The organism is Paenibacillus sp. Paensp111 (assembly GCF_059492195.1).
Genome location: NZ_CP168527.1, coordinates 857,827 through 880,618 on the forward strand (window position 1 = coordinate 857,827; position 22,792 = coordinate 880,618).

The following is a 22,792-nucleotide window of genomic DNA, read 5'->3' on the forward strand; positions in this document are numbered from 1 at the left end:
AGACGGAGTGTACGGCGTGGTCGTTGGGGATGCTTTGGGAGGAACGAAAGGATTTATGTTCCGGAGGCGATTAAGGCAATGAATGGATATCATCGAAAAGTTAGTCTATGTTAAGTTTTTGTCGGAGAGGAAATAAGAAGAGGGACACTGGGTCCCTCTTTTTGTTTTGTTAGCTTGTTAGCTCATCCGAAATACCTAGTCTCATGATAAAGTTTAGCTATAGAATTACGCTCCTTATTCTAAGACGACAACTCCTCCGCATCTGACCCTACGCCATAACGTGCCAAAGCCTTCGTTGATGCTTCCAGCATGCGCCTCTTCAAGTAATTTCCCTCCACAACCCGGACCCGTTTTCCCAGAAAGCGGATTTTGGACAGCAGATACTCACTCTCATTACCGAAAAAGCACACTTTGACCCGGTACGTATCCTTCTCCCTATCATACTGAACCTCTTTCTCGAAGCTGGAGAAAGCGTACAGGATTCGAGATAGCTCCGCATTATAATCACGGACCACTTCAATTATTGCCTCTTGTTTGCGTGATTCTAGGGTCTGTCTCATTCTCTCTATAATGGAGTCTGCTGCAGACGGATTAATACCTTCAGTAGCGACAGAGTGAATCATGTCCAGACTGGTACACATGACTGCGCGATGCCGCAGCCGATACCACAGAAGATACCACTCTCTCTTAATCATGGAATATTCCAATTTGTACGGATAACCCGAATGCTCGCTGTTCACACGTCCACCCTTAATCTCATAGGTTAGGCGGATTCCTGTCTTGTTCATAATATGCCGGCGCAGGGGCCGCAGGAGTGGATGGTATACGTGTTTCTCCTTGCTCCGGGCTTTCTCTACCAAGTGCTCAGAGATATCCATCATCTGATCTATCTCAAGAACAGAGCGTAGTTTCTCCAGGGTGTCTGCCGTGAACGCTTCCGTCGCTGCAGGATGCTCCAGCATCGTCTTCAGCCATGCACGTTCGTGTGAGGTGACCATGAAGGTGCCCGAATCTTCGAGCCGGGTGATGATCTGATGGTTAAAGATTTTCTCAAACAGATTCATAATAGCCCTGAATCTCCTTCCATTCGGCAATCATTTCCCGCCGGAATTGAACTGGCTCAAGGACTTCACAGCTTGAACCGAAGCTGCGCAGCCATGGCTTGATTTCTGTCGTTCCGTTCACCGTGATTTCGTAAATAAAAGTGTATTCATCCTCAGCGACAATCTGTCCCCACTGTCCTTGCAGCTTTACCCGCTTCATCACAAAATCAGGGGCGGAGCCTTCAGGCTTATAGAATCGGGCACGTACTGTCACCGGCCGACCCGTATCGATCAGCCAGCTATACTGCGTTTTTTCCGCAAGCTCGGTCTGCCTTGCCTCAAATACATCCTCCGGGACAGATTCATCCTCTTCGATCTGGGTGATGCCTTCCATCCGGTACTTTCGGATTCCCTCTCTGCCGTAGGACAATAAATACCATCGTCCGTATTGATGATCGTAGACGATTTTAAGAGGAAGCGTTTTTTCGACTTTGCCTTTCGTCTCCCGTTCAAATAAGGGATTGGTATTTTTGGAGGTATAGCTCTTCTCCGACTTTGGTGAGAAATAGACAAATTGGACCTTACGGTGTTGTCGGATGGCGTTTAGCAGTGTGAATAGATGGGCCTCATCCAAAATTCGCGAATAATAGTGGTACTTATACAAAAACGGCTCTATGCCGTAATGCTCTTCCTGACCACGCAGAAAATGTTTCTTAAGTCCATCCCGCAGCAGATAACCTTGCACGGAAGGGATCTGGGTGTTCGCCATGACATCCACAAAATCATACAGGTCGATGAGCTCATCTTCTGTTAAGTTTCGTATCATGTCGTCTTGAATGCGGTACCGGTAGGGACGAGGTCCCGGCTCCCTGCGGATTACGCCAACCTGCTCCAGGTACTTAAGATCTGAACGTATAGTCTTCTCATCGGGCAGCGCAAGATCAGCAGGCAGACTGCCGCAGCATACATCCAGAAGCTCCATGGCGGTCAAGGCCTGCTCATTCAGCGCCCCGAGCAGCAGCGAGATTCTTTGGCTTTCGGTTTCCTTCACAGATTTGGCGCGGAATAGGAACAGCAGCAGCGGATCAGTGGAATCATAATAGCTGTACCGAAGAGTTTCGGAGAACTCCTTCGACGTTTCTTGCTGGGATGGGTGTGCAGAGGCTGCTACCTCTTTTAGCCGCCGTATTGTTTTATCAAAAGTATGTACAGAGATCCCCAGCCGCTCAGCGAATTGCTGTCTATTGAATGCGCCGCTGGTCAGCACCAGCATCCGAAGGAACTGAATTTCTTTATCAAAGCTTTCCTTAGCCACAAAAATCCCCCGTTCTCGCGATACATCTTCCTTTTATTGTAACAGGGGAGAGATTGGGGTGAAATGGAAAACTTTATAATGCATCGTAATACTTTCGCCATGTTCGTGACTTCCAAAATGAGTGAAGATAGTACCAGAAGCCGAACACGATCAAGTGGCGGCTTCGCAAAGAACAACCGAGGCGCATGGAAGGGTTACTTCGACTTCTAATCGGCTGGTCGTTGGTTCGAGTCCAACTTCCCCTAGCGGGGGATAGCTCAGTAGGTAGAGCAGCATTGTACCTTTCCGGCCAACTTCCTCGGTGTTCTTCTTAAATGAATAATGAAGCGAGGCGCCAGAAAGGGTTCCTTCGACCCTCGCTGCATTTTAATAATTTATACTTTGTGAGGCGCTGGGATGGGCTACTTCGAGCTTATCGACCCAAGGCAATACCCCGGGCTTTACGGCAGGTTCGACTCCTGCAGCAAGCCTATCCCGCTTTTTCCTCACCAAGTAATACAAGGAGGCTTCAAATTATGAGCATAGCTAAGAAATTATTTGGCTCTCTAAGACCAGATACTTTAAATAAAGAACGGTACCCGGCATTCACTAGGTCCGCGGAAGAGCAGTATCTGCAGACTCTGCTGACCAATACACTAAGCAACACCTTTTATGCGGATCAAAATGAATTACTTGCAGGAGCGGAGCAGCTGCACCATGAGATGGCGACCAGCAGCCCGGAATTCATGGCTAAAGCGATCGTATTTGCCCGGCGTGAAGGCTTCATGCGGCTGCAGCCTTTGTTCGGTCTTGCGGTCCTCTCCATGTACCGTCAGGATTTGTTAGCGAAGATCTTCCTGGAGGTGGTTCGGATTCCTTCAGATTTGTCCGATTTCCTGACCATATTGAAGGGGCTCGGACGCGGAGAAGGGGGGAGGGCGGTCAAGCGGCAGGTCAACCGCTTCCTGTCCCAGGTCTCTGAATACTGGGCCATGAAATATAACGGGCGGGGCCGCGGTTATAGTCTGGGCGACGCCATTGCAACCGCGCATCCGAAGCCGGAGGATTTGAAGCAGCAGGCCTTGTTCCGATACTTGCGGGGACTTGAGGCCAACCTAACCCTGCTGCCGCAGGTAGAATCCCTGGAAAAATTGAAGCTCGCTTCCACTGAAGCGGAGCAGATCGAGTGGATAGAACGAGGTAAGCTGCCTTATGAGACTGTTACGGGTGTAATTAAGCCATCGAGGGCAGTCTGGGAAGCACTGCTGTACCAAATGCCAACATTCGCCCTACTCCGGCATATGAATACTTTGCAGCGGGCCGGTGTCTTAGAAGATCTGCGCAACCTGGATTATATCGTGAACCGTCTAACGGATGAGCAGGCGCTAAGAAAGGCTAAAATTCTGCCGTTCCGGTTAGCAACGGCTTTCCGCCAAGTGGAGCATGCCGAGCTCAAGGATACTCTTCGGGAAGCTGCTGAGCTTACGTTCAACAACTTGCCCGAGATCGGAGAGCGTACGGCCATTTTCCTAGATATATCAGGTTCGATGAATGGCCAATATTTGGAGATCGGTTCGGTATTTGCGCTTGCTATGTATAAGAAGACCCGGGGAAGCTCATTGTTCTGGCTATTCGATACAGAAGTCATGGACGCCAAGCCTTCACGCAGGGACAGTATCCTTACGCGGGCTGCGCAGATTCATTCACGCGGGGGGACCGATACGGGGGCACCTGTTCGGAAGCTAATCCAGGAGCGGAAGAAGGTAGACCAAATTATTATTATTACGGACGAGCAGCAGAACAGCGGCAGTCCGTTCTATGAGCAGCTAAGAAAGTACCGCTCCAAGATTAACCGGGATGTTAAGGCGTTCATCATCGATATCGCCCCTTATCGGCATGCGATGGTACCGGATCACGACCCACAGACCTTCTACATTTATGGTTGGAGTGATACTGTGCTTTCCTATATCTCGCAATCCGTAGAAGGCTACTCTTCATTGGTCGAACGGGTGAGGGCGCTTGACATGGACAGTTCATTTTAGAACAATAATTCTAATCTAAAGGATATGGCCACCGACTTTTATCGGGGCCTTTTCTAATGCTCAGAGATAACCCTCTTGTTCCCCAGTAAAAACATCCCATACCCCAGCACACTCCCAAATGTATTCAGAATCAGATCGTCCACATCGAAAGTGCCTATGGCCAAAATAAGCTGGGCCGTTTCCAGGGCAAGACTGAAGGTGAAAGACATAATTAGCACTTTCGACAAGGGGTTGGACATTCCCCTAAATATAAGCGGCAGCAGGATCCCGAAGGGGATGAAGATCACAATGTTGCCAATAAAGTTAATTAAGCTGTGAAAGCTCGCATGCTCAAAATAATCCATAATCTCATGAAATGGGATGAAATTGGCATTAAAGATCAATTGGTCCTTAATCAAATTGGGGCTATGCAGGTGTTTTATAAGCTGGTGTTGTATGAATTGGGGATCAATACTGTGAAACTTAAAGAGAATTACCTTAACTACAATATAGAGGTACATTGCAAACATAGCCGTAATCATCATGCTGAAGCTCATGCGCTTAACTCTCATTATAACTCCCCGTTTCTGATGCATGTTGTCCTTACACTACTAAAGATAAAGGATAATATTTACGAAATATTGGGGAAAAGATAACGTTTTTCTTAAGGTTTGATGTAGAACCCTAAGGATCAGGTGTGAGAATCCAAGAGCGAAATTCGTCAGTAACTATAAACCAGGTATGATCCCCTCATGGCAGACCATGAAAAAGAGCTCATTTTAATAAATGAACTCATCACGGTTAGCTGTTGGGGATTTATTTAATTTGTCGCTAAAATTCCGTGCATTAACTATGTTCACCACCCCGGTCCTCCACCCCGGTCCATCACCCAAACAACTCCCCCCGTATATTCATACAGTATAGTGCTGATCAGTTAACGTTAAGGGGGTGCGGCTTTGGCGACGATCCGTCAGGGCTCATGCGTTGGAATTCTGTATAGACCGCCCATGGGACAGTGCAAGCCAGATCAATGTCAGACCTATTCAGGGTCCTGCCACTGTGTTCATAACGGAAGATTTGTAGGGGCGGTAACTAAGCTTGGAAATACCAAGGTGCATCTATCAAGGACTTTGAATACCACGAATTTGAAGTCGGTAACGGGCGTCCTGCTCAGACATTGGAGCATAGGCAAGAGTAGTGACAAGAACTCCATATTCCTAGAATATTTGTTCTTCCCCGTTACTCGCCTCGAGAGCATCGACATCACCCCATTCAAGAACCTGGATCGACCCGTCCCTCCTCCAGGCAACCCATGCTCGCAGCCGCCCAAAGGTTCTCCACGCAAGCCGAATACCGTGTACCCGGGAGACTGTGTGGGCATTCGCTTCAGGAAACCGAATAAGCTGTGGGATATCAAGAATGGCAAATACCTATTCTGGCAAAAAGGCAGCGCGAGCCACTGTCAGTGGAATACGCAAGCCGCGAATAATCCTGACAAAGTATGGTACAGCCACTGGATTGTACGGCAGAGCGAGCCCCACTTTGGGTCCGTTGCCACGAATCGGGGACCCCAGTCGAGCGGCATGGAGACGGGCATCTCCCTCCACCCGATCACGGGTTATAACCCGAAGGAGGGCTCGAAGGTTACAATTACTTTCTTGGATCGATCCAGGGTGTCTCGTATCGTGACGTATTCGTAAGCTCTCAAGGACTGTCCAGGTTGCTGGCAGCTGTAGAGGGAAGAGCAAATGAAGTGAACATGGGGGAGAGGCTAGTGGCAGGGATGACTTTAACGGATATTTCATTAGCGGTTCTCAAGAAGAGGATTGCAGCCCGGAAGTCACAGGATTTCAATTTTGTATTCTTTGGGGACACCTGGTTTGACTGGGGAGACGCGACCAAGCAGACGATGAAGCAGGCCAAACAGGACGCGATTCGGCGGTTTCAGATTTTTGGTTCCTGTCTGGAGGCAGCGAGCCGGATCAAGCCCAAGCCGCTGTTCATTCTATATGGCGGTGACGCCGTCCGATCGGGAACAGAGGAGCAGCTCCGGTATTTCAAAGCTGTAACAGCAGATTTTGTGAAAAAGAACCAGATCCCCTTCTTCATGGTACCGGGCAATCACGAGAGAACCGGCCTCGGCGGACCGCTCACTCTGTACCAGAGCATTATTGGCCCGGGTAAAGGGAATAAGGAACTGCAGGAGAACGAGTTGAGCTATATTCTCAATACTCCCAGATTAAGAATTGCCATGCTGAATGATATCGGCCCGGTCTCGGGAGGCACGGTCTATGGCATCACTCCAAGTGCTTTAAGTGTCTTTGGTAAGGCGGTTACCACGGCAAAAGATGTGGTGGTCGTCATGCACGTCCCTCCGAAGGTTGGATCGTTCAAGAACTTTCCGAGCGGGGAGGCATTCCCGATTACCACAGCGGCTGATAAGAAGTTCATTGCTAAACTGAGGAAGTCGCCCAATGTGAAGCTTGTTCTGGTTAGCCATATACATGATCGCCTGCTCAGCGGCAGTATCGCCGGGAAACCTGCGGTGTTGAATGGAAATGGCGGAGCGGGCACCGATGTACGCCCGACTCCGAAGCCTGCCATTGCCTCGTTCACTTACCGCAGCAAGTCGAAGACCGTGGTCTTTGGTGGACAAAAGTCCGTAACCGTTAACACCAAGCTTAAACCTAATAAGGTGTTCATAACCACCAAGCAAGGGACTATTACCGTACCGGTGAATTAGCACGCAAAAAAAACTTCATGCGCGTCTGCTGTCGAATTCATACTGCAAGCAGCGGCGAATGATGGAGCTATGCTCCTGGAGAAACCGCAATTTTGCGGTTTTTTGCTATTTGGACTATTTTCGCCTCAAAAACAGCGACTTCCCCAGTAAATGCCTACGTTCTGTCATTGAATTTAAGCGGTATTTGTCATAAAATCTCTGTAATGCTATGGAGGGACGTCTTCCAGATCATTAACGACGGAGAATGAACATTAACGAAGGGGAGCGTTCGGTTTGGAATCAAAACAACAATTAAACAGGGGGCTGAAGCCGAGGCATATCGAGCTGATTGCACTCGGAGGCACGATCGGCGTTGGCCTATTCATGGGGTCGGCCAGTACGATCAAGTGGGCGGGACCCTCGGTGCTGCTGGCCTATCTGCTTGTCGGGATTATTATGTTTTTTGTTATGCGGATCATGGGGGAGATGCTGATTGTTGAACCGCTGACGGGTTCATTTGCTACATTTGCCCATAAGTATATCAGCCCGCTGGCCGGGTTCTTGACCGCTTGGAGCTATTGGTTCTTCTGGGTTACGGTCGGGATGGCGGAAGTGACCGCGATTGGCGTGTATGTGGGCTTTTGGTTCCCGGATATTCCGCAATGGCTGCCGGCCTTGGCAGGCGTGGCTATTATCGCAGCAGCCAATTTGGCAGCGGTAAAGTTCTACGGGGAATTCGAATTCTGGTTCGCGCTCATCAAGGTAGTCGCGATCGGCTTTATGCTTGTAATCGGAACGGGAATGATCTTCTTTGGTCTTGGGAATGGCGGACATCCGATTGGATTGTCGAACCTATACAGCCATGGCGGATTTTTTTCCGGGGGGCTCAAAGGCTTCCTGTTCGCGCTCTGTATTGTCACTGCGGCCTATCAAGGGGTTGAACTGGTTGGGATTACCGCAGGTGAAGCGGAGAATCCGAAGCTAACCCTGCGCAAAGCAATCAAGAACATTATCTGGCGCATTCTAATCTTCTATGTGGGTGCGATCTTCATCATCGTTACACTCTATCCATGGAATCAGATCGGGGAGATCGGCAGCCCGTTCGTACTGACTTTTGCCAAGGTTGGGATTGTAGCTGCCGCAGGAATTATCAATTTCGTGGTGCTTACTGCGGCGATGTCCGGCTGTAACAGCGGGATCTACAGTGCGGGCAGAATGCTGTATACGCTGGCCAAGAACGGACAAGCACCGAAGTTCTTCGGCAAAGTGTCCAAAAATGGGGTGCCCAGAAACAGTATTATCATAACCATTTCCATGCTGCTTCTCGGTGTGCTGTTCAACTATCTGGCGCCGAACTCGAAGCTGTTCCTGTATATTTACAGTGCCAGCGTACTTCCCGGCATGGTGCCTTGGTTCGCTCTGGCATTCAGCCAGTTCAAATTCAGGAAGAAGTGGAAGGACGAGATGGGAGATCATCCATTCAAGTCGCGGTTCTTCCCGATCAGCAACTACGTTACGATTATCTTCTTGTTCCTCGTGATCATTGGCATGTGGTTCAATCCAGATACTCAGACGTCTCTCATTGTCGGTATTGTGTTCATGGCGATCGTGATTGCGGGTTACTATGTGTTCCGCTTAGGGAAGCGGGAGAGAACGGAAGATATTGACGAGGTTTAAGAGATATCGGGGTTAAGCTATTTCGCAAGACTGGTTATCGAAATTGAATTAGTCGCATATCAGAGTGTGATGTGAAATGAGGCTGGAGAGCGAGGCATTTGCCCTCGTGCTCCTTGGGAATATTTCACAAGGCTGCTTACGTGTGAATGAGTAGTTCAACTTAACAGAAACAAGCCAGGGCACGGTGTGCTCGGGCTTGTTTTCTTTTGCAGCAGGAGAGATGTCTGGGACATACCTAGACCCATCATCCTGGCAGCTATTAGCTCGCAGTAAAGCGATTCACGAACACCCGATATGCCGAATGCTCGGGGATTGCACCTGCGATGGTACGCAGCATGCGCTGATATTCCAGGAAGCAGGATCTTCCTATCCACTCCTCAGGAAGCAGCTCTTCCGGAAGGATCGGATCGCTAAGCCCCAGCTCCGCAATGATCTCACCAAGCTCCAGAAAGCGGACGAACAGTGCCCGGTCATTCACGGGTTCTTCCTTCAGCAAGCGCTCAAGGGACGGCGAGAAATGGCTGCGAATCCAGTCCTGCTTGGCCAGATATACCTCGTTCAGGCAGCTAAGACTCCAGATTTCCCGAGCCTTCCCTGGAGTAAGCCCATTATGGACAAAACTCCCCTCGCAGGTGGTAACCCAGTCAGTTATATCTAGATTATCGGCAAGACGAAGCACGTCCTCTGTATAGTCCCAAGGCGAGATATAGACACTCTTATACAGCAGACCAAAACCCAACTGCAGCAGGCCGCTGCGGAACGCATCCCGCTTCTTCCGATCCGCTTCGGGCACTTCGAACATGACCATGTGCCAGACGCCATCCCACTGCTGCTCAATGAGCAGCGGCTTGCGGTTAATGGTCTGGATGAATTCAGAACCGAGTGGGGTCACGGCGTAGCGTGACCGCTCAGTGGATTCGATGTACCCGTCTTTCTTCAGCCGGGACAATGAATTCCGGATAATTTGAGGGGATACCTCCCTGGCTTCATAGATATCGACGAGGGTTTTTACATCAATATCAAGGGTGCTGGAGATTAGATAAAGGATTTGTTTCTCTACGGATAACATTGCTCGGCTCCTCATAAACAGGATGATGGCAAACAAATATTGACAACTAACACCATGTTATATAATAATAAATTCAACGATCGTTAATAAATTAATTATAAAAAGAAAGTGAGGACTTTATATGCAAATTCAGTTTCATGGGCATTCCTGCATCCAGGTAACGGAAGGCGATCATTCGGTGATTATCGATCCGTATCTGACAGGCAATCCCGCTGCGGTTACTAGCCCGGAGGATATTCATGTACAGCATGTGATCTTGACGCACGGTCACTTTGATCATATCACCGATGCCGCCGCGGTTGCAAAGCAGAATGACGCCACCATCATCGCAGTTGAAGAGCTCGCTATTCATATGGCGAAGCAAGGACTGAGAACGGAAGCGATGCATGTGGGCGGGGAATGGAGGTATGATTTCGGTCACGTACATCTTACTCAAGCCTTGCATACATCTTCCATTACAACATGCGACGGGGAGATCCTGTATGCCGGAGTGCCGGTCGGAGTTGTGCTGCAGATGGGGGAGGTTACTCTATATCATGCCGGGGATACAGGGCTGTTCGGCGATATGAAATGGATTGGGGAGAGATTTGACATAGATATGGCTTTCCTGCCGATAGGAGGACGGTTCACCATGGGACCGCAGGATGCCCTTACTGCGGCAGAGTGGCTTAAGGCCCGCTGCGTAGTTCCCATTCACTTCGATACCTTCCCGCCGATCCGCCAAGACGGAAATGCATTTATAAGCGAATTGGCCCGAGTGGGCATACAGGGGAGATGCTTAACACCAGGCGAGACGATAACCATATAGATCAGACGAATTAGGAGTGTTGTGCCATGTTGATCCTGTATACGTTCTACCACATTATTATTCCCATTCTGATTCCCGTCGGGATTGGAGCCCTGCTTCATCGTAAATTCCGGTTCGACCTATCGGGATTCTCCAAATTAATTTTGTACTACTACGTACCTGCACTTGCTTTTGTCAAAATATACGAAGCCCGCCTCTCCGCTAGCCTGCTCTTCTCGGTGATTGGCTTCCTGCTGCTGCAGTTCGTGGCTGTCGTCCTGATCGGCCTGCTCACAAGCCGCCTGCTGCATCATCCCCGGCCGCTGGCAGCCAGCTTCTCCAACAGTATCTCGCTAACGAATAACGGGAATGTCGGGATTCCGGTCAATGCGCTGGCATTCAAGCAGGACCCCTTTGCGATGTCCGTTCAGATTATCGTGGTGGTATTTGAACTATTCGCTACTTTTACCTACGGGATATTAAATGCGAGCAAGGCAGCTGCCGGGTTAAAAAGCTCTCTCATCCAGTTCGCCAAAATGCCGGTCCTGTACTCTATTATTGCCGGAACAATCCTGCATCTGCTGAATGTTCAGATTCCAGATCCGATCCTGAGCCCGCTATCTGATATCGCGGGCGGCATGCTCTCGTTCGCTCTCGTCTCCATCGGAGCCCAGATTGCATCAGCGAAGCTTCACCGGAATACGTCTACGGTTCTGCTCAGCAGTATGATCCGGCTGGTCATAGCCCCTATTGTGGCTTATGGCATTATCCATATCCTGAATATTCAGGGGATTACGGCCCAGGCCCTATTCATTGCAAGCGCCATTCCTACCTCACGCAACAGCGCATCCTTAGCGCTGGAATACGGGAACGAGCCGGAATTTGCAGCCCAGGCGGTACTTGTATCCATGCTCCTCAGCAGCATTACCTTAACCTTTGTGATTAACTTGTCGCAGACGTTGTTCTAGGTCGATATTCTCAGGGAGTTCTGGCTGCGAAGGCGAACGCTCGCTTATCCAGAACCTTTTCACACTCCTGCCAAGCTCAAACTGTATAATCATCACGGACCTTCGCTGGCACAAAACAAACAACCAATCCGCATGCTCACGGATTGGTTGTTACCCTTGCATCCTATTCCTTAGAAGAGTACTCCTTCTCCCGCAGTTCAATCCTGCGGATCTTGCCGGAGTTCGTCTTCGGAAGCGAGCCTACGAACTCGATCTTCCGCGGATATTTGTACGGCGCGGTTAGCGCCTTAACATGACTCTGGAGCTCCTTGACGAGATCCGGAGTTCCTTCCACACCTTCCACCAAGACGACGAAAGCCTTCACCACAGCACCCCGGATCTCATCCGGGCTTGCCACCGCGGCACATTCTTTTACGGCGGCATGCTTCATCAGCGCTTCCTCCACCTCGAATGGACCGATGGTATATCCGGAGCTGATGATAATATCATCGTTACGCCCCTCGTACCAGAAGTAGCCGTCCTCATCGACACGGGCACGGTCCCCGGTCACGAAATACTCCCCGCGCTGATTGCTCATCTTGCGATCCGGGTCCTTATAGTAACCCTTGAACAAGGCGGGCATGTCCAGGTGAACGGCGATGTCTCCCACCTCACCAGGTGGCAGCGGACTTCCGGACTCGTCTACAATCTCGATCAGACCTGGTGAGATCGCTTTGCCCATGGACCCGAGCCGAACCGGGGAATCCATAAGATTCCCGATCAGCAGTGTGCTCTCCGTCTGACCGTAACCATCCCGGATGGTAAGGTTATGCACGCGTTGGAAGACTTCGATAACCTCCTGATTGAGCGGCTCTCCTGCGGAGACCACACTGCGGAGAGAAGAGAGGTCATAATCTCCCAGATGATCGATCTTGGCCATGATCCGGAATTCCGTTGGAGTACAGCAGAGCACCTCGATCCCGTATTCCTTGATCAGATTCAAGTACTGATTGGGCTGGAACGAACCGTGATAGACGAATCCGGTAGCTCCCTTGCCGAGGACCGACAGGAACGGACTCCAGATCCATTTCTGCCAGCCGGGTGCGGCCGTTGCCCAGACGATATTGCCCGGCTGGATATCCAGCCACAGCGTGGAAGCGATCTTCAGGTGGGCATACGCCCATCCATGGCTGTGAATGACTCCCTTGGGATTCCCCGTCGTGCCGGAGGTATAGGCAAGAATAGCGATATCATCCCGATGGGTCGGAACTGCAGCGAATTCATCCGATTCACCCTCCATCAGACTGGACAAGTTAAGCCAGCCGGACGGGGCAGCTTGTCCTTCAGCTTCTCCGTGGCTGACGGCAATACGGTACTCAAGGTTCGGGTGCTCTTCCTCGATCTTGTCCACTTCCTGAGTAAGAGTGGCCCAGGTGATCACGGCTTTGGCTTCGGAATGCCCGAAGCGATAAGACAAATCCTTGGCACGCAGCATCTCTGAAGAAGGAATAATCGCAGCGCCAATCTTCAGGCATGCCAGGTAAATGACATAAGCGATAATCTGGCGCGGAACCATGACCAGTACCCGGTCTCCCTTGACAAGCCCCAGCCTTTGCAGGCCGCCTGCCAGTTGATTCGCCTTCTTCAGCAGCTCTCCATAAGTAATCTCTTCGTAGTCTCCCTGATCGCTTAACCATTTCAGCGCGAGCCTGTCCGAGGGGTGGTTCTCCATTTCTGACGTTAAATTATACTGTTCAGGTGCGTTCCATTGCTCGAAATTCAGTGGGGACCTCTCCTTTATAGTTAAATAAAATGTAGTATTCCTCATTATGGCATTAACTTAGTACCAAGTACTAGTATAACCCTTGAAGTTAGGGCTTAATCAACAAGAAAGTGAACTTACTGAGAAAAATTGCAGGATGATTCTTAGGCCAGATGTTCTGTGAATGGATCAAGTTGAAATGCCAAAAAGCCTCCCGGTACATAGGGAGGCTTTAAGCCTTGATTCTATATCCAATAAGAAAGGGGCTGAGAATTACACCATGAAAGCACTAGTAATAATTACGAGCAAAATGAACAGAACCAAAATGGCTCCTGTAGAAGTTCCAAGGCCAACGCCACCAACTCCACCCATGAATGTCTCCTCCTCTCTCGAAGAACACTTATCAGAACAATACAGATTATGCGAGCCATCCTCCATCCGCATGGGCCAATGAGCAATTACATCTATTGACACGCTTTGGGGCCCATGATATATAAAAATAAGAATTAGCACTCTGTATGATCGAGTGCTAAAATGAATAACAAAGAACCACAAAGAAAGGAAGATTACAATCATGGCAAAGAAGCAGTTTCAGGCTGAATCCAAGCGGCTCCTGGATATGATGATTCACTCCATTTATACCCAGAAGGAAATTTTCCTCAGAGAGCTCATTTCCAATGCCAGTGACGCTATCGATAAGATGTATTACCGGGCACTAAGTGATGACACCCTGGTGTTCAATAAGGAAGATTACTTCATTAAGATTACTGCCGACAAGGCGAACCGGACGCTGACCATTACCGATACGGGGATCGGGATGAGTCCGGAGGAGCTGGAGAACAACCTCGGCGTTATTGCGAAGAGTGGTTCACTTGCGTTCAAGAATGAGAACGAACTGAAGGACGGACACAATATCATCGGCCAATTCGGGGTCGGGTTCTATTCGGCCTTCATGGTTGCTGATGTGGTCACCGTGACCAGCCGTGCATTTGGCAGCGATGAGGCTTTCAAATGGGAATCCGAGGGGGCTGACGGATATACAATTGAGCCCGCAAGCAAGGACTCCGTAGGTACGGAAATTGTACTCAAGATCAAGGATAATACGGAAGACGATCAGTATGATGAATATTTGGACGAGTATCGTCTCAGAAGCATTATCAAGAAGTATTCCGACTTTATCCGTTATCCGATCAAGATGGATGTGACCTCCCGCCAGCCTAAGGAAGGCAGCGACAACGAGTTCGAGGAGAAGGTGGAAGAAGAGACCATCAACAGCATGGTTCCGATCTGGCGAAAGAATAAGAGCGAGCTTACGGACGAGGACTATGAGAACTTTTACAATGAGAAAAGATATGGGTTCGATAAGCCGTTGTCTCATATCCACATCAAGGCAGATGGAGCTGTGGTGTATAACGCGATCCTCTTCATTCCTGAGAATACGCCGTTCGACTACTATACGAAGGAATATGAGAAGGGCCTTGAGCTCTACTCGAACGGCGTGCTGATCATGAACAAATGCGGCGATCTGCTGCCGGATTACTTCAGCTTCGTGAAAGGGATGGTCGATTCCGAGGATCTGTCCTTGAACATCTCCCGGGAGATGCTGCAGCATGACCGCCAGCTCAAGCTGATCGCGAAGAACATTCAGAGCAAGATCAAGAGCCAGCTGGTCAGCTTGCTTAAGGATGAGCGGGAGAAATACGAGCGGTTCTATACTTCTTTTGGTCGTCAGCTGAAGTTCGGTGTCTATAACGATTATGGAATGAACAAGGAAGTGCTTCAGGACCTGCTCTTGTTCCACTCCTCCAAGGAGAAGAAGCTGGTTACGCTGGATGAGTATGTGTCTAGAATGCCTGAGGATCAGAAATATATTTACTACGCTGCAGGAGAGTCAATCGAACGGATTGAGAAGCTTCCGCAGATTGAATTGGTTCTGGATAAAGGCTACGAGATTCTGTATTTGACCGATGATATCGATGAATTCGCCCTTAAGGTGATTATGACTTATAAGGAGAAGGAATTTAAGTCGGTATCCAGCGGTGATCTTGGGATTGAAGCTGATTCAGACAAGGAGCAGTCCGACTCGGAAGAGAGTGCTAATAAGGAACTGTTCGACTCCATGCAGAGCTTCCTTACGGGCAAAGTAACGAAAGTCAAGGCGTCAAAGCGGCTTAAGACCCATCCGGTCTGCTTGTCTACCGAAGGGGAGCTGACCATCGAGATGGAGAAGATCTTGAAGGCAATGCCAAGCGGCCAGGATGTGAAGGCCGACAAGGTGCTTGAGATTAATGTGAATCACGAGGTGTTCCAGTCTCTGAAGGACGCTAAAGCTGGCGATCCACAGAAGCTGGAGCTGTATACGAACCTGCTGTACAATCAGGCTCTTCTTATCGAAGGGCTACCGGTAAGCGATCCGGTTGAATTTACGAATAATATCTGCAAGATTATGGTGTGAGATCATGGCAGTCTAACCCGCAGCGTTAGGGAGTAGACACGCTGTTGGTATCAAGAATCCTCTGTTCCCGGATTAGCCGGAGCGGGGGATTCTTTTTTGTTTTTCCTAAGCGAATGCGGACGGATTGAACTAAGCATACACTTCAAGCTAAGAGACTTTGTTGGATTAGGACGTGTGCCTGGTGATTGGAATTATTTAGTACAGGGTAAGAATATTCCGATAAGACAAGGCAAGACCATACAAGACATGACAAGATGAGACGAGACACACCACACGCAAACCTAGAACCGAAGGAGGAAGTCATTTATGTTTTTTCACATTAAAGAGCTTCAATTTCGTGCCAAGCCTGAGAAGCCGGATCCGGTGTATGCCAGAAAGCTTCAGGAAGTGTTGGGGGGACAGTTTGGTGAAATGTCCGTAATGATGCAGTATCTATTCCAGGGCTTTAACTGCCGCGCAGACCGGAAATATCGTGACATGCTGCTTGATATCGGTACTGAGGAGATCGGCCATGTGGAAATGCTGTGTACCATGATCTCTCAGCTGCTGGACGGAGCGCCGGCAGATCAAGTGGATGAGATGGCAAAAGATCCTCTCATTGCGGCAGCACTGGGCGGTATGAATCCGCAGCATACGATCGTGTCGGGAATGGGAGCTATGCCTAGCGACAGCAACGGTTATCCTTGGAACAGTAAATATATCGTGTCGAGCGGGAACCTGCTTGCTGATTTCCGTGCCAATCTGAATGCGGAGTCTCAAGGCCTTGTGCAGGTTGTGCGGCTCTACGAGCAAACAACAGATCCAGGTATCCGCGATATGCTGAGCTTCATGATCTCCCGCGATATCATGCACCAGAATCAATGGATGGCGGCCATTGAAGAGATTGAGCAGCTGGACGGACCTATTGCTCCGGCTTCCTTCCCGCGGGAGCAGACGGTGGAAGAGGCCACGCGCCAATTCCTGAACTTCTCCGAGGGTGAAGCGAGCAGTGCAGGACGCTGGGCGAATGGCCCGCTGCCGGATGGGACAGGCAATTTCGAATATGTTGCCACTCCTCAGGCCCAAGGCGGAGTACCGGACCTGAAGCCGCCTGCGGATCATCAGCATTCCACGCCAGGAACAGGCCCTTATATTGTGAATAAAGGACAGCTGGGCAAGTAATAGAGGAATTACCATACCAAGGGGGCTGCCAATCGGCAGCCCTTTTTTAGGGTCCATCCACATCTGTGGAATGAGCTAAAGCAAGGAATAGACAACCTTAATTCGGTTATCTATTCTCAATTTTTAGCTCAATCCACATCTGTGGAATGAGCTAAAGCAAGGAATAGACAACCTTAAATCGGTTATCAATGCTCAATTTAGGGTCAATCCACATAGTAAGTGACTAAATGTGTTAAACTGGTTATAAAGTGGTAAGTAACCCGTACGGTGCATGTGGAGCGGCGTGTGGACAGAATGCGGCAAGATCAACATAACGGAGTGATTATTTGAGTAAAGCTAAAGGCAAAGGCGGAACAGGCAGGGGAACTGGCAAGAAGGGCTGGAACCGGTGGCAGGCTAGTGCCAACAAAGCAAAGAGCGCACCCAAACCTTACAAGAGTAAAGGGACGAAGAATCGGGACAGCGAGCAGACTCCCGTTAATCTTAAAGACGAATAAACCATATTTTATAGGAGTGATGCTTTCTGAGAAAACAAAAACCAATGTCATTTGATGATCTGCTGGTGGAATTACAAGGCCAAAGAACAGTGCAGGAAGACCCGAACAACGTGCCCCTAGAGAAGCTGTTCAATGAATCGTTCATGAGCAAGCATTCCGGGTTCAGCAGCTTTGGAGCGTTCGTGGAAAAAGGGAATTTCCAGATTCAAACCCAGGAAGATGTCAATAACATCCCGGATGAGCTGTTTGACCGCCATGTTGCGCGGGAGACCAATTTCTCTGATTGGAAATCCATGCTCGAAACGGCGAATAAGGAATACGAAGGAACCTAGACTGGGCTTCCTCTTTAAATCATAACTCAAGCGTAATCAGCGCTTGGGTTATTTTTTTGTCTAATTCAGCTTTATGTAAAGTTCTGGTCCAATATGCCCTTTGGATAGTGGGGGGCTGAGATCGCGAGAATTGTAAGAAATTTGTTGCAAGTTAGTAGAAACTATACCCCAATAGTTACCACAAAGTGTATAATGCTAGAGCAGTATAGCAAGCTAAATGAGAGGGATTGATAGATCAAAATGCACCGAAAGACTAAAAAATTGAATGTACTCCTTATCTTTACCCTATTAGTATCCGTGTTTTCATTTGATTTACCCAAGGCAGCGGCGGATGGTGAGACAATCGTGCCATGGAAGTCAATTGTTCACTTAGGGGATACGGTGAAATATGGAAACAAAAACTGGATCGTACTAGATCCCGATACCGGATACTTAATTGCTTCAGACCTCGATGGGACGCGGGCATTTGATTTGAACAATAATCAGCTGTTTAATCCAGGGGATGGAGCTAATATTGCATCCTGGCTCAATGGATCTTACTATAATAACCTTCCTGATCATTTGTGGATTCAGAACTCAAGCTGGAACATAGGCAATGAGACTAATGAGGCGGGTATGAGTGTAAATGCGAAGATCGGTCTTCTCAGTTACTATGAATCCAGGCTGTACAGGCCCTATTTGGGTATCCCGGCTGATCGTTACTGGTTAATTACCCCGCAGCAGAGAAGTCCGTTCTATGTATGGTATTTGAATACGAACGGTTCGGCATCCGCGATTACGGCCAACAATTCACGTGCACTCCGGCCGGCACTTCATTTGAAATCCGCGCTTTCTATTGCTTCAGGGTCGGGACAATCCTCTGACCCGTATGTCATCATGAATCATACTCCTGGAATTGAACTCTCTAATGCGAATGACAGCCATATACTTTCTGGCCATAGCGGAAGCGGTTCTGTCTCAATATCCGGTAAAGTAACGGATGGAGATGGAGGAAATGTAACGGTCAGTGCAACTCTTGGCGGCGTTACCAAGACAGCGACAGTGACCTCGGCGCCGGCCGCTAATCCGGCAGCGGATAATTTCACGCTCACCTGGAATACAGCTGTGGACTCGCTTGGCAATGGTGAGAACAAGAATTTCTTAGTTACGGCAGACGATGGTAACGGGGCTACCGGTTCAGCTGCTTATAGTGGAACCATTACCGTAGATACGATCGCACCTGCTATGCCAACCTTTCAATTCACCACTCCCGTTGGTTACACGCCAGGGACTCCTGTAAAGGAGGAGGTTACTTATACGATCCTGAACGGTGCTGACCAGGGAACGGGCGCCGTCAAATCCCAATATCGGACGCGTATGGATGGCGGCACATGGAGCGATTGGGCAGATTACAGCGGACCTCTTACAGTTACAGCAGAAGGTAAGACCGATATTGAAGCTGTAACTGTGGATGCTGCAGGGAACTTATCTTCAGCTGCACAGGCTGAAGTCTTTATGGATAAGACTGCCCCCACTGTACCAACCGTAAATTTTGTTGCGCCTCCTGGTTATACTCCCGGCGAGGACTCCTATCAGAACATTACGTTCACAGTCAGCGATGGCATCGATTCCGGTGCAGGTGTGCTGAAATCGCAGTATCGGACAAGCGAAGATGAAGGAATAACATGGAGCAGTTGGACCGACTATGTAACTGCAGTATCTCTCTCTAAGGCCGGAAGGACAGAGATTGAGGCAAAAACAATTGATAAAGCAGGAAACGAGTCGGATTCTATATCCGCCCATGTTCAGATCGTGAAGGCTGCTCCGACAGCCGCGAATGTAACTCTGTCCGGAACCCCGGCTGAAGGCCAGACCTTAACAGGACTTTACAGCTATGCGGATATGAATGGGGATGCCGAGAATGGAACTTCCTATCAGTGGTACCGTTCAAACGATGCGGCTCTAACCAAGAATCATACTCCGATTCCAGGCGCTGTAGCGGAGACCTATACCCTGCAGGCAGAGGATGTTGGCAAATATATTTCCTTCGAAGTTACGCCGCGGAATGCGGAGGAACCGACTGAGGGAATCGCCAAAGAGAGTGCTGCGCTCAGGATTGCAGCTGCACCAGCAGCACCATCGGCAGCGAACGTCTCCATTACAGGTCAGGCTGAATCCGGCCAGATTCTAACAGGAAGCTACTCTTATGAGGATGTGAATGGAGACGAAGAGAGCGGCAGCACGTACCAGTGGTATCGCTCAGATGATGCTGACATGACAGTGAATCATACTCCGATAGCAGGGGCTGTAGCGGAGACCTATACCCTGCAGGCCGAAGATGTGGGCAAATATATTTCGTTCGAAGTAACTCCGAAGACGGAGACAGCGCCAATTGCTGGAGCAGAGGTTGAAAGTGCTGCAACGGCTAAAGTTATTTTCGCACCATCTGCACCAGAAGCAGCCAATGTTACGGTCGCGGGCACTGCTGTTCAGGGCCAGACCCTAACCGGGGGCTATTCCTATTCGGATCTGAACGGCGATGTGGAGAGCGGAAGCACATACCAGTGGTACCGCTCAGATGATTCGGCTCATCTTCTTAACCATACTGCGATTCCACACGCCACAAGTAAGGAATATATCCTTCAGGCTGCTGATATCGGCAAGTATATTTCCTTTGCGGTTATCCCTCGGAATGAAGTCGCACCTACTACTGGGTTCGATGTAGAAAGTGCCGCTACAGCCAAGATTATAGCTGGACCCACGGCTCCAACGGCAGCCCAAGTAACTATATCGGGGACACCAGCCGTAGGAGAGAATCTAATCGGAAGCTACGATTATGCCGACGTGAACGGGGATGTGGAGTCTGGCAGCACATATCAGTGGTATCGCTCGGATAACGCGGCATTAACTTTGAATCATCAGGCCATTGCACAGGCCACGGGTACAACATATACTCTGCAGCCAGACGATATAGGCAAGTACATTTCGTTCAAAGTAACCCCGAATAATGCTGCTGAACCGACAACCGGTGCGGCAGTTGAGAGTGCTGCAACAGCCAAGGTTGTTCCTGCTGCGGCAGCACCAACTGTATCCAACGTATCTGTCACTGGCACAGCCGTAGCCGGCCAGACCTTAACAGGAAGCTATTCTTATGAGGATGTGAATGGAGACGCAGAAAGCGGCAGCACTTACCAGTGGTACCGCTCAGATGATTCTGCCATGACAGCGAATCATGCTCCGATAGCAGGGGCTGTGAATCGGACCTACATCCTGCAAGCGGAGGATGCTGGAAAGTACATCTCCTTCGCGGTGACTCCGCGTAATGCTGCTGTACCTGCAATCGGTGCAGAAGTTGAGAGTGCTCCGGCTATTTTGATCCAAGCGGCCCCGATAGTTCAACCTAATCCGGGTCCTGCATCCCCATCTACACCAGGGCCAGCTGATTCTGACAAGGAATATGTTACCGCCAATGTGGAAGCTGGTGGAAATGCGGGTAACGTCATATCCACGCTCGTTATCGAACGGGTCCTGAAAGCCGATGGCACTAAGAAAGATGTAATCAATCTGACATCAGATCAAATCACAAGGGCTGTTAGCGGTACTGTAGGAGCTGGGCTCTCCTCCATCACTATTCTTGTTCCTGACCTTAAAGACGAAGTGTCCGAGACGAGCGTGAGCCTTCCCAAAGCAGTTGTTAGTCTGCTGGACCATGCCAAGGTGGGATTAAGACTTGTAACAAATAATGCCCAGATGCTAATCCCTGCGGCGTCTCTGCAGAATGCATCAGATAATCTTGTAATCAACCTGATTCCGGCAAAAACAGATGCAGATAAGCAAACTATTCAAGACCGTATACGCCAGGACTCCATGGTTACAAAGCTATTGGGCAGCAAAGTAGTGAATGTGGTAGGGCGTCCCGTGTCGATCGATACAAATCTTCAAGGGCGCGAGGTGACATTGGTCCTGCCATTGAATAATCTTAACTTGAGCCAGGATGCACTGAAGGATTTGGCGGTGTTTATTGAGCACAGTGACGGCTCAAAGCAAATATTAAGAGGTACCGTTGTACCTTATAATAATAATGGTGGTATGGGATTGAAATTTACCGTTGATAAATTCAGCACATTCACCCTGATCACTGCGGACGGTCTGGCATCAGTTAATCTGCAATCGGCTTACATGAATGGTTATACCGATGGCACCTTCAAGCCTGATGCCAAAATTACGCGTGCTGAAATTGCATCTATATTGGCGAGAGTTGTCTCAAATCCTGACAATACAGAGAATACGGAATATCGTGACATGAAGTCCACGTATTGGGCTAAAGATGCGATTTCAAAAGTTACGAAAATGGGACTTATGCATGGTTATGCGAATGGTACGTTTGACCCGGACAGACCTATAACTCGTGCTGAAATGGCGAAGATTGTATCCTTGTTGATCAGCACCGATGTTGAGGCAGGTGCCGGATTTGCGGATACTTCAGGTCACTGGGCCGAAGCGGCCATTTTGAAAGTTCAAACTGCCGGTATTATCAAAGGCTACCCGGATCATTCGTTCCGTCCGGATCAATCCCTTACCCGGGCTGAAGCAGTGGTTATCATGAATAAGGTGCTTAACCTTACACCGCAAAGCGGGTCGGTACATTCAGGCTTCAAGGATGTTCCGGATCATCACTGGGCACTGCGAGATATTATTGTAGCAACGGCCAGGTAAATTGAAAGTCAGCATCATAAGCACGATATTGCACTCAAATTTGTAATAGAAGCTTCGATTAAAGAACAGTCTGGATACAGAGTCCAGGCTGTTTCTTTTTTTGTTCAGTGCACTTGCATCTTGATGTAATATGTGGGACTTTATAACCTGTTTATTTAACAATAAATTACTTATTTATAAAAAATAGTGTGCAAATTAATGCAAACGTTAGCGTAGACCGATGATCGGTAATTTTTATGGCCTGCTGCCTTAGAAAGTTCAAGCAAATATGGGTTGACAACTCTTTGCCCAGAAGATTAGTATTATAAACAGAAACTTAGCAAACGCTTT

The 22,792-nt window shown here is 49.1% G+C and carries 17 protein-coding genes; 11 read left to right on the forward strand and 6 right to left on the reverse strand.

Annotation, left to right across the window (positions count from 1 at the left end; all coding sequences use genetic code 11):
• Positions 1-239: 239 nt before the first annotated feature.
• Positions 240-1,064: a WYL domain-containing protein gene (locus ACEN86_RS04005; protein ID WP_495633074.1), complete on the reverse strand. Its 825-nt coding sequence runs from the start codon at positions 1,062-1,064 to the stop codon at positions 240-242.
• The gene (locus tag ACEN86_RS04010) at positions 1,051-2,358 is read right to left on the reverse strand and encodes a helix-turn-helix transcriptional regulator (RefSeq protein WP_495633075.1); all 1,308 of its coding nucleotides are present in this window, start codon (positions 2,356-2,358) and stop codon (positions 1,051-1,053) included. The genes ACEN86_RS04005 and ACEN86_RS04010 overlap by 14 nt, the downstream gene beginning before the upstream one ends.
• 515 nt (positions 2,359-2,873) lie before the next feature.
• On the opposite strand from ACEN86_RS04010, the gene ACEN86_RS04015 reads away from it, so the two are divergent.
• Positions 2,874-4,379 carry a TROVE domain-containing protein gene (locus tag ACEN86_RS04015; protein ID WP_495633076.1) on the forward strand — a complete coding sequence of 502 codons (1,506 nt, stop codon included), beginning with the start codon at positions 2,874-2,876 and terminating at the stop codon, positions 4,377-4,379.
• Positions 4,380-4,432: 53 nt separating this feature from the next.
• Here ACEN86_RS04015 and ACEN86_RS04020 read toward each other — a convergent pair whose 3' ends face one another.
• Positions 4,433-4,930, reverse strand: a complete 498-nt coding sequence (locus ACEN86_RS04020; RefSeq protein WP_495633077.1) for a VanZ family protein — start codon at positions 4,928-4,930, stop codon at positions 4,433-4,435.
• A 384-nt stretch (positions 4,931-5,314) separates the two neighbouring features.
• Between ACEN86_RS04020 and ACEN86_RS04025 the strand changes: the two genes are divergently transcribed.
• The 3 genes from ACEN86_RS04025 to ACEN86_RS04035 all read left to right on the forward strand — a co-directional run bounded on the left by ACEN86_RS04025 (position 5,315) and on the right by ACEN86_RS04035 (position 8,757).
• On the forward strand, positions 5,315-6,058 hold the full coding sequence (locus ACEN86_RS04025; protein WP_495633078.1) for a hypothetical protein: 744 nt from the start codon (positions 5,315-5,317) through the stop codon (positions 6,056-6,058).
• Positions 6,059-6,141: 83 nt separating this feature from the next.
• Complete coding sequence (locus ACEN86_RS04030) at positions 6,142-7,101, forward strand: metallophosphoesterase family protein (protein ID WP_495634210.1); 960 nt, start codon at positions 6,142-6,144, stop codon at positions 7,099-7,101.
• A gap of 273 nt (positions 7,102-7,374) precedes the next feature.
• Positions 7,375-8,757 carry an amino acid permease gene (locus ACEN86_RS04035; protein ID WP_495633079.1) on the forward strand — a complete coding sequence of 461 codons (1,383 nt, stop codon included), beginning with the start codon at positions 7,375-7,377 and terminating at the stop codon, positions 8,755-8,757.
• 259 nt (positions 8,758-9,016) lie between these two features.
• Here ACEN86_RS04035 and ACEN86_RS04040 read toward each other — a convergent pair whose 3' ends face one another.
• The gene (locus ACEN86_RS04040; protein ID WP_495633080.1) at positions 9,017-9,826 is read right to left on the reverse strand and encodes a PaaX family transcriptional regulator C-terminal domain-containing protein; all 810 of its coding nucleotides are present in this window, start codon (positions 9,824-9,826) and stop codon (positions 9,017-9,019) included.
• Positions 9,827-9,947: 121 nt separating this feature from the next.
• Between ACEN86_RS04040 and ACEN86_RS04045 the strand changes: the two genes are divergently transcribed.
• Both ACEN86_RS04045 and ACEN86_RS04050 read left to right on the forward strand, forming a co-directional pair.
• Entirely contained in the window at positions 9,948-10,634 is a 687-nt protein-coding gene (locus tag ACEN86_RS04045) for a metal-dependent hydrolase (RefSeq protein WP_495633081.1), read from the forward strand.
• A gap of 26 nt (positions 10,635-10,660) precedes the next feature.
• Entirely contained in the window at positions 10,661-11,581 is a 921-nt protein-coding gene (locus ACEN86_RS04050; protein WP_495633082.1) for an AEC family transporter, read from the forward strand.
• Between the two features lie 163 nt (positions 11,582-11,744).
• Here the strand turns inward: ACEN86_RS04050 and ACEN86_RS04055 are convergent, their stop codons facing one another.
• Together ACEN86_RS04055 and ACEN86_RS04060 are read right to left on the reverse strand one after the other, a co-directional pair.
• On the reverse strand, positions 11,745-13,388 hold the full coding sequence (locus ACEN86_RS04055; protein WP_495633083.1) for an acetate--CoA ligase: 1,644 nt from the start codon (positions 13,386-13,388) through the stop codon (positions 11,745-11,747).
• A gap of 207 nt (positions 13,389-13,595) precedes the next feature.
• The gene (locus tag ACEN86_RS04060) at positions 13,596-13,694 is read right to left on the reverse strand and encodes a dihydroorotate dehydrogenase (protein ID WP_127199447.1); all 99 of its coding nucleotides are present in this window, start codon (positions 13,692-13,694) and stop codon (positions 13,596-13,598) included.
• 202 nt (positions 13,695-13,896) lie between these two features.
• Between ACEN86_RS04060 and htpG the strand changes: the two genes are divergently transcribed.
• The 5 genes from htpG to ACEN86_RS04085 all read left to right on the forward strand — a co-directional run bounded on the left by htpG (position 13,897) and on the right by ACEN86_RS04085 (position 22,462).
• Positions 13,897-15,777 (forward strand): molecular chaperone HtpG, encoded by a 1,881-nt coding sequence (htpG, locus tag ACEN86_RS04065; protein ID WP_495633084.1) that lies wholly within the window; start codon positions 13,897-13,899, stop codon positions 15,775-15,777.
• Between the two features lie 306 nt (positions 15,778-16,083).
• Positions 16,084-16,938: a manganese catalase gene (locus tag ACEN86_RS04070; protein ID WP_495633085.1), complete on the forward strand. Its 855-nt coding sequence runs from the start codon at positions 16,084-16,086 to the stop codon at positions 16,936-16,938.
• 326 nt (positions 16,939-17,264) lie between these two features.
• Positions 17,265-17,435: a DUF3934 family protein gene (locus tag ACEN86_RS04075; protein WP_495633086.1), complete on the forward strand. Its 171-nt coding sequence runs from the start codon at positions 17,265-17,267 to the stop codon at positions 17,433-17,435.
• 44 nt (positions 17,436-17,479) lie between these two features.
• Positions 17,480-17,767, forward strand: coding sequence for a hypothetical protein (locus ACEN86_RS04080; protein WP_495633087.1), 288 nt, complete (start codon positions 17,480-17,482; stop codon positions 17,765-17,767).
• A 345-nt stretch (positions 17,768-18,112) separates the two neighbouring features.
• Entirely contained in the window at positions 18,113-22,462 is a 4,350-nt protein-coding gene (locus ACEN86_RS04085) for an S-layer homology domain-containing protein (RefSeq protein WP_495633088.1), read from the forward strand.
• The last annotated feature ends 330 nt before the right edge of the window (positions 22,463-22,792 follow it).

Coding starts and splice junctions, on each gene's coding strand:
- ACEN86_RS04005 (WP_495633074.1), bottom strand. CDS start 1,064: ATGAATCTGTTTGAGAAAATCTTTAACCATCAGATCATCACCCGGCTC.
- ACEN86_RS04015 (WP_495633076.1), top strand. CDS start 2,874: ATGAGCATAGCTAAGAAATTATTTGGCTCTCTAAGACCAGATACTTTA.
- ACEN86_RS04020 (WP_495633077.1), bottom strand. CDS start 4,930: ATGAGAGTTAAGCGCATGAGCTTCAGCATGATGATTACGGCTATGTTT.
- ACEN86_RS04030 (WP_495634210.1), top strand. CDS start 6,142: ATGACTTTAACGGATATTTCATTAGCGGTTCTCAAGAAGAGGATTGCA.
- ACEN86_RS04040 (WP_495633080.1), bottom strand. CDS start 9,826: ATGTTATCCGTAGAGAAACAAATCCTTTATCTAATCTCCAGCACCCTT.
- ACEN86_RS04045 (WP_495633081.1), top strand. CDS start 9,948: ATGCAAATTCAGTTTCATGGGCATTCCTGCATCCAGGTAACGGAAGGC.
- ACEN86_RS04050 (WP_495633082.1), top strand. CDS start 10,661: ATGTTGATCCTGTATACGTTCTACCACATTATTATTCCCATTCTGATT.
- ACEN86_RS04055 (WP_495633083.1), bottom strand. CDS start 13,388: ATGAGGAATACTACATTTTATTTAACTATAAAGGAGAGGTCCCCACTG.
- ACEN86_RS04060 (WP_127199447.1), bottom strand. CDS start 13,694: ATGGGTGGAGTTGGTGGCGTTGGCCTTGGAACTTCTACAGGAGCCATT.
- htpG (WP_495633084.1), top strand. CDS start 13,897: ATGGCAAAGAAGCAGTTTCAGGCTGAATCCAAGCGGCTCCTGGATATG.
- ACEN86_RS04070 (WP_495633085.1), top strand. CDS start 16,084: ATGTTTTTTCACATTAAAGAGCTTCAATTTCGTGCCAAGCCTGAGAAG.
- ACEN86_RS04080 (WP_495633087.1), top strand. CDS start 17,480: ATGTCATTTGATGATCTGCTGGTGGAATTACAAGGCCAAAGAACAGTG.